6 protein-coding genes are annotated in these 7,603 nt (G+C 67.9%); 1 reads left to right on the forward strand and 5 read right to left on the reverse strand.

Annotation, left to right across the window (positions count from 1 at the left end; genetic code table 11):
- Positions 1-80: 80 nt before the first annotated feature.
- The 3 genes from OG729_RS35860 to OG729_RS35870 form a co-directional block, all read right to left on the reverse strand.
- A complete protein-coding gene (locus OG729_RS35860; RefSeq protein WP_405810147.1) occupies positions 81-1,535 on the reverse strand; it encodes an FAD-dependent oxidoreductase in 1,455 nt (484 codons plus the stop codon).
- 54 nt (positions 1,536-1,589) lie between these two features.
- Positions 1,590-2,765 carry an acyl-CoA dehydrogenase family protein gene (locus OG729_RS35865; protein ID WP_405810148.1) on the reverse strand — a complete coding sequence of 392 codons (1,176 nt, stop codon included), beginning with the start codon at positions 2,763-2,765 and terminating at the stop codon, positions 1,590-1,592.
- 227 nt (positions 2,766-2,992) lie between these two features.
- Positions 2,993-3,760, reverse strand: a complete 768-nt coding sequence (locus OG729_RS35870; protein ID WP_405810150.1) for an SDR family oxidoreductase — start codon at positions 3,758-3,760, stop codon at positions 2,993-2,995.
- A 245-nt stretch (positions 3,761-4,005) separates the two neighbouring features.
- On the opposite strand from OG729_RS35870, the gene OG729_RS35875 reads away from it, so the two are divergent.
- Entirely contained in the window at positions 4,006-5,253 is a 1,248-nt protein-coding gene (locus tag OG729_RS35875) for a cytochrome P450 (RefSeq protein WP_405810152.1), read from the forward strand.
- 121 nt (positions 5,254-5,374) lie between these two features.
- Here OG729_RS35875 and OG729_RS35880 read toward each other — a convergent pair whose 3' ends face one another.
- Together OG729_RS35880 and OG729_RS35885 are read right to left on the reverse strand one after the other, a co-directional pair.
- Complete coding sequence (locus tag OG729_RS35880; RefSeq protein WP_405810154.1) at positions 5,375-6,874, reverse strand: aldehyde dehydrogenase family protein; 1,500 nt, start codon at positions 6,872-6,874, stop codon at positions 5,375-5,377.
- A gap of 221 nt (positions 6,875-7,095) precedes the next feature.
- A complete protein-coding gene (locus OG729_RS35885) occupies positions 7,096-7,503 on the reverse strand; it encodes a YybH family protein (protein ID WP_405810156.1) in 408 nt (135 codons plus the stop codon).
- Between the last annotated feature and the right edge of the window lie 100 nt (positions 7,504-7,603).

Consider the following 7,603-nt stretch of genomic DNA (forward strand, 5'->3'; position numbering starts at 1 on the left):
GTATCCTGGTCCACGTCGTGCACAAGGCCCCTGTGGCCGGGTGATCCCACCCGGCCACAGGGGCCTTGTCCTGCTGTCGGTCAGGCCGCCGTGGCGAGACCGCGGGCGCTGCCCGAGGCCGCGATCGCCTGCTGCGCCGCGCGCTGCCCCGACTCGATCGCGCCCTCCACGAACCCGTTCCAGCCACTGGCAATGTCGCCGCTGGCGAACGCGAGTCTGCCGGAGGGCTGCTGGATCGCGGGGAACTGCGTGGTGAGCTGGTTGGGCCGGCGCATCGCCCACCCGCCGAGCGAGTACTTGTCCCGGCCCCAGTCCTGGGCCTTGACCTCGATGACCGATGCCTCGGGCAGCACCTTGCGCAATGCGCTCTGCACCGCCGTACGGCTGGTGACATCCAGCGCCGGAAGGCTGTTGAACGCGAGCATGAGCTGTCCGCCCGGGACCTGGCCCTGGGAGAGCACCGTGGTGAACGTGTCCCCCTCCGCGCCGTGCACCACCACGCGGTCGGTGAGGCCGCTGACATGCATCCACAGCTTCCGGCTGTTCGGTACGCCGACCCCCTGGGTGGTGGCGGCGGTGTGAGCCGCGGGCAGCCCCGGCCGGAACGTGATGTTCTTCCATACGTTCACCGGCACCGCCACGACGGTGGTTTTCGCCGTGAACTTCGCCCCCGACTTGGTGGTGACAGTCACCTGCTTCCCGTCGTCGGCGACCGAGGCGACAGGGGAGCTGAGACGCAGTTCGACGGCCGCGTCGTCGAGCATGGCCTTGAGCAGACCGGACATGCCCGTCCCGATCCGGTACGCCATGGCCCCGTACCAGCCGTCGATGTTGTGGCCGCACAGCGCCCACCACTGGGTCAGGGCCGTCAGCCCGCCGTACGAACTGGAACCACCGGACTGCCCGGAGGTGGTCCCATTGATCCAGCTCTCGTCCTGCGGCGACAACTTGAGCTGGTTGAGCCGGTCGCGCAGTGACAGACCGTCGATCTGGGCCACCCGATCCCGGGCGTACAGCGGCTCGGTGGGGCGGGGGAAGTACTCCCTGGACCCCTCGAAGAGCTTTTGCAGCAACTCGCTCTGCTTCTCGTCGACTTCGAGTGGCGAGAACGGCTTGGGACCGGTGGGGGTGGGCATGATCGCCCGGGTCGGGGGCTGGCCCGAGGTCTTTGCGATGCCGTAGCGCTGAAGCTCCGCATTGACGAGGGGCTGCGACGAGCCGACCCACTGGGCGCCGAACTCGATCGGCTGGCCGACGAAGGTATCGGTCCAGATGCGGCCGCCGATACGGTTGCGCGCCTCCAGGACCAGGGTCCGCAGCCCCTTGGCCCGCAGCTCGCGCGCGGCGGTGACCCCGGCGAAGCCGGCGCCTATGACGATGGCGTCGTAGTGTGGCGCCGCCCCGTCCCCGGCTGCCAATGCGCTCGGCAGGGCGATTGAAGCGGCCACTGTGGAGAGCGCGCCCGCCTTGAGGACGTTACGGCGCGACAACTTTCCCGGAGCGCTGTGCTGGGGCAGCCGTCTGTCTTTTGTCACGATGCTTCCTTTGACGATTCATCCTGTGCCGTACGCACGCGGCGTGGGCGTTGGCTACAGCAGGGGGGTGTCCGGATCGAGGCCGAGCAGCACGCGCCCATGGACCTCGAGGCTGGGGTTGAGAAGGATCATTCCGTGCAGCGCGAGCCCTTGGATGTCGCGGTGGAAGCGCTGAATCGGGACGCTGCGCTGGATGGCGGTGGCTCCGCTGGCGTTGAACAGGATCTCGACAGCCTCCTTGGCCAGCTGCACCGCGTAGGCGCCGTGCCCGCGCACGGCAGCCTTTTCCCCGAGGCTGGGCTGCTCGCCGGCGTCGGCGCGGTGCTGGAGGGTCGCATAGGTGCGATCCATCAGCGCCTCGGCAGCCGCGATCTTGCTCTCCGCGGTGGCGACCTGAATCTGGGTCAGCGGGTGCTGTGTCTGGTCCGTCCAGGAGGTGTAGGTGATGCCCCGGCCGGGGAGCCGCTCCAGGAACAGCTCATAGGCGCCGCGCGCGATGCCCACGAGCACAGCCACACCCTGGGCGATGACATAGCTGTAGAGCCCGTACTCACGGCCGGTCGGCTCGTAGTCGGCCGGCAGGGCGGCCTCGAACGCCGCGGGGTCGGTGGGAACGACACGGTGCTCCGGCACGAACACGTCGGTGGCGATGGAGGTGGAGCTGCCGGTGGCGGAGACGGACGAGGTGTGCCAGTCGTCCTCCAGCGTGAAGTCCGACATCGGCACCAGGGCGATGGCCTCCTCGTACGAACCGTCGGGGCCCTCGATGACCGACGACGCGACGTTCCAATGGGCGCCGCGCGCACCGGAGTTGAACTTCCAGGCGCCGTTGAGAACGTAGCCGCCCTCGGTCGGCTTGAGCACCCCGGAGGGGGTGAAGCCGCCGGAGATGCGCACCGAGCTCCGGGCGAAGACGTCCTTCTGCAGCGCCTCGGGGAAGAGTGTGACCATCCACACGCTGGACACCCAGACGCTGGCGATCCAGGCGGTCGAGGGGCAGCCCCTGGCTATTTCGGCGAACACCTTGGCCTGGTCGGCCAGGGAGAACTCAAGACCGCCGAAGTGGCGCGGCGTGGCGAGGCGGAATACCCCAGCCTTTTCCAGGAGTTCAATGTTCTCGTCGGGCAGCCAGCGCAGGTTCTCGGCCTCGAGTCCGTTCTCCCGGAGTTTGGGGACGATATCGCGTACGGCTTCGAGCACGGCAGCGACATCGGTCTCGTTCTTGGCCATTCCGTCTCCTTGTCATTGACCACCGGGGGACAGCGGCAGCCTGGCAGAGAGATGGCCGAATCCAGTCATGGCGTGGTAACTCCTCGTCCCCTTGCAGAGCGAGGGGACGGATTACCTGCCGATGGGTACGGAGACGGGCGGTCGCACTGGGTAAACACCAAGGCGGTGCTCCCGGAGTGATGTCCGGAAGCACCGCCCTGATCGGTGCGTGCGAGCGGCGCCCGCGGCTACTGGCCCTGGGGCCGGTTGATCCGCTGGCCGAGACCGCCGTCGATGTTGAGCTCCTCGCCGGTGGTGAAGGTGGCGTCGAAGGCGAGGAACAGCACCGCCTCGGCAACCTCGTCGGCCGAGCCGTGCCGGCGCATCGGTGTGATCTGGTCACCGAGCTGCTCGAACGCGGCCAGCATTTCGTCCGAGGCGCCGGTGATACCGCCGGTGGGGGTGGAGATGAAGCCGGGGCTCACGGCGTTCACCCGGATGTTGCGCGGCAGCAGCTCAGCGGCGATCACCTTGGTGAACGACCGGACCGCGGCCTTGGCACCCGAGTAGACACCCATGCCGGGGTTGCCCGAGTCATTGGCGATGGACGTCGTGAAGACGATCGAGCCGCCGTCCTTGATGAGCGGGGCCAGCCGCTGCGCCGTGAAGAAGGCGCCCTTGGCGTTGACGTTGAAGGTCTGGTCGTAGAGCTCCTCGCTCACCAGACCGAACGGGCCGAGCTGGGCGAAGCCGGCGTTGATGAAGAGGAAGTCGATCTGACCGAGCTTCTCCTCGACGATCCCGCCCAGCGCTTCGATGTCGGCCAGGCTCGCGGTGTCGGAGCGTACGGCGTGCGCCAGGGTGCCGAGCGCGCCCTGTGCGGTCTCGAGGTTCTTCTCGTTACGTCCCGTGACCAGAACCTCGCCGCCCCCCTCCACCAGCGCTTTGGCGGTGGCGAAACCCATGCCGATGGTTCCACCGGTAATGACGGCCTTCTTGCCTGCGTACTTGCTCATGAAATCCTCTCTTGCCCTCGCGACCGCAGCGCGCTGCCGACACTGGCTTTTTCGGTCGTTTCACCAGCGTCACTTATCGAATCCGCCGCTCACAAGTACGCACATCAAAGTCAGTACTTACCTGGAAGTCAGTGGGTGAATGCGAAGACCGTGCTGTGAGCGCCCAGTTACACGCTCCTCCTTATGCTGGCGGTCCCCAGAGAGCATCCGAGGTACTTGGCTCGCCGACACATGGGAGACGTCCGATGAGTAACCAGTCCTGCCCGTACGCCATAGATCCCACGGGCCGCGACATCCACGGGGAGGCCGCCCGGATACGGGAGAGCGGGTCGGCGACGCTGGTCGAGCTGCCCGGCTCGGTGCGGGCCTGGTCCATCACCGACTATGCGCTGATCAAGCGTCTGCTGACCGACCCCCGCGTGTCCCGGGACGCCTATCAGCACTGGCCCGCCTGGGAGAACGGCGAGGGAGAGCTGGCCCGTTCCTGGCCGCTGGCCATCTGGGTGCAGGACCGGAACATGATCACGGCATACGGTCCGGAACACGCCCGGCTGCGCAAGCTGGTGGCCAAGGCGTTCACGGCCCGGCGGACCGCCACTCTGCGCCCGCGCATCGAGGCCATCACCGCCGAGCTCCTGGACGGCATCGCTGCCGCGCCGCAGGACCGACCGGTCGACCTGCGAGAGGAGTTCGCCCATCCGCTGCCCACCCAGGTGATCTCCGAACTGCTCGGAGTACCCGAGGACATGCGCGCGGAGATGCTCCGGATGATGCATGCCATCTTCGACACATCGGCGACGGAGGAGGAGGCCAGGGCCACCGAGCAGAACCTGTACGGGCTTGCGTCCGGCTTCCTTGCGTACAAGCGCGAGACGCCCGGCGACGACCTGTCCAGCGGCCTGGTCACCGTACGCGACGAGGGCGGAGTGGGGCTGACGGAGCGGGAGCTGATCGACACGCTCTTCCTGATGTACACGGCGGGTCACGAGACCACCGTCAACCTCCTCGACCACGCCGTCTCCGCGCTGCTCACCCACCCGAGCCAGCTCGAACTCGTACGCGCAGGGGAGGTCACCTGGGACGCGGTGATCGACGAGACGCTGCGCTGGGAGTCCCCACTGGGGAGCATGCCACTGCGCTACGCGGTCGAGGACATCGAGCTGGACGAGGTGACGATCGCCAAGGGCGAGCCGATCCTCATCTCCTTTGCCGGCGCCGGGCGTGATCCGAAGGTGCACGGTGACACCGCCGACCGCTTCGACATCACCCGGGCAACACGCGGCGACCACCTCGCCTTCGGGCACGGTGTGCATTACTGCCTCGGCGCGCCGCTCGCCCGTCTCGAGGCGCAGATCGCGCTGCCGGCGCTGTTCTCCCGCTTCCCTGAGCTGAGTCTTGCCGAGCCCGCGGAACGCCTGGCGCGGCAGGAGTCGTTCATCTCCAACGGTCATCTGTCGCTTCCGGTCCATCTGACGGCGAAGGCGGCGGTCTGAGCGCACCGGCCCGCGGCCTGCAGAACCAAGACAGCATCAAGGGGGGCGTCCCCCGGCGGAATCCGCCGGGGGACGCCCCCCTTGATGCTGTGTCGGGACGCCTTGAGTCGCGCCGCGGACGTCACGTCGTCAGGGACGTCCACACGGTCTTGGTCTCCAGATAGGCGTCCAGGTTCGTACGCCCCATCTCCCGTCCGATTCCCGACGCCTTGACGCCGCCGAACGGGGCAGCGGGGTCTCCTGAGGCCCACGAGTTGAGGTAGACCATCCCTGCGCGCAGCTGTGCGGCGAAGGTGTGCGCATGACCAAGGCTCCTGGTCCACACGCCAGCCGCCAGCCCGTACGGGGTGTCATTGGCGTACTCCAGCGCCTCCTCCGTCTCGTCGAACGGAGCGGCCACCAGCACCGGACCGAAAATCTCCTCACGGCAGATCCGCATGTCGGAGGTGACATCGGTGAACAGGGCGGGCCGGACATAGAAGCCGCCCTCGGGCTCCGGTGCGGGAACCTCGCCCGCGAACAGGGTGGCCCCGGATCCGACGCCGTCCTCCAGATAGCCGCGCACCCGGTGGAACTGCCCGGCCGACACCAGCGGGCCGAACTGGGTGGAGCGGTCCAATGCCGGACCGACCACGGCCTTGGCGGCGGCGTCGGCCAGCCGGTCGACCACCTCTGCGAACACGCTCCGGTGCACATACAGCCGGGAGGCGGCGATACAGCTCTGCCCGCTGTTGAAGTAGATGCCGTTGAACGCGCCGGCGACGGCGGCCTCGACGTCCGCGTCCGCGAGGACGATGTTGGGGCTCTTTCCGCCCAGTTCCAGCGTGACCCGCTTGAGCAGCGCACCGGCACGGGAGCCGATTTCACGCCCCACCGCGGTGGAACCGGTGAAGGCGATCTTGTCCGTGCCGGGGTGTTCGACGATTCCGGCTCCAGTCGAACCGCCACCCGTGAGGATGTTGACCGTGCCAGGAGGGAACCCGGCCTCCTCGATCAGCTCGGCGAGGCGCAGCGCCGACAGCGGCGTCTGCTCGGCGGGCTTGAGGACGACGGTGCAGCCGGCCGCAAGCGCCGGCGCCAGCTTCCAGGCCGCCATCATCAACGGGTAGTTCCAGGGGATGATCTGGCCGCATACGCCCACCGGTTCCTTGCGGGTGTAGCACAGGGTGTCCGGCATATGGACCGGGATCGTCTCGCCCTCGATCTTGGTCGGCCAGCCGCTGTAGTAGCGGAAGTGCTCGATCGCGGCCGGGATGTCCATGACCTCATTCACGGAGACGGGCTTGCCCCCGTCGAGCGCTTCGAGTTCGGCCAGTTCTCCGGCGTGTTCCTCGATGAGATCGGCGAGCTTGGCCAGCAGCCTGCCGCGCACCAGGGCGGGCAGGGCGCCCCACGCCCCGTCGAGGGCGGCACGGGCCGCGGAGACGGCGGCCGTGATGTCGTCCGGACCGGCGTGGGCGACCTCGCCGATGCGCTGTCCGGTCGATGGGTCGTACGTCGTGAACGTCCGGCCGTCATGGGCCGGTACGAAACGGCCGCCTATGTAGAGCAGATGGGGCCGGTCGAGGAACTCCTTCACCTGTGGGCTGAGAGGGGGCACGGAAGAGACCGATGAGATCACGGCTGCACTCCAGCGGGGTCGGTGGGTCGGGACACGAGCGGGAAGACGAGCAGGGACACGAGCTGGGCGGAACGGGGACACGAGTCGGGCGGAAGGGGAAGCGCGCCGACACCATCGGGACATGACGCAGCGGTGGCCATGACGCGGAGACAGCCGCGCCATGGCCACCGCGACGGCGCCACGAGTGGGGGACCGGAACGCACCCACGGTGTGCGGGGGCGTCAGGCGGTGGGCGCGCCCGCCTCACCGAAGGGGTTGTCGACGGCGAAGCGCCACTTGCCGTCCCGGCCGCGGCGCAGTACGTCGAGGCCGGTGCCCGACAACTGCTGCTCGCCGTCCGGGTCGGTCACGTCGATGGTCCAGTCGACGACCAGCAGTGCGGTGTCCCCGGTGACATGCTTCTCGCGCAGTGTGGCGGTCATTTTGGGCTTCAGTGCGATGAACTCCCGCAGCGCGTCCTTGCGGGCCTGACCGGACAGCGGATTTCCGGGTTCCCAGACGGAGATCGCGTCATCGGTGTACATACGGTCGAGCGTCGCGATGTCACCGGAATTGAAAGCCTGCACATAGAGGTTTCCGTGCTCTTCCGGGTCGCTGGCGAGATCGATGTTTTCGAGTGTGCTGGCCATGTCGAGGCTGCTCCCACTTTCTCTGGTGTATCAGGCCGGAGGGTTGAGCGTGGCCCGAAGGTAACCGAACTCTCTTCACCGGGGGCTCATCGCCAGGCAA

Source organism: Streptomyces sp. NBC_00210 (assembly GCF_045160975.1).
Taxonomy (GTDB): domain Bacteria; phylum Actinomycetota; class Actinomycetes; order Streptomycetales; family Streptomycetaceae; genus Streptomyces.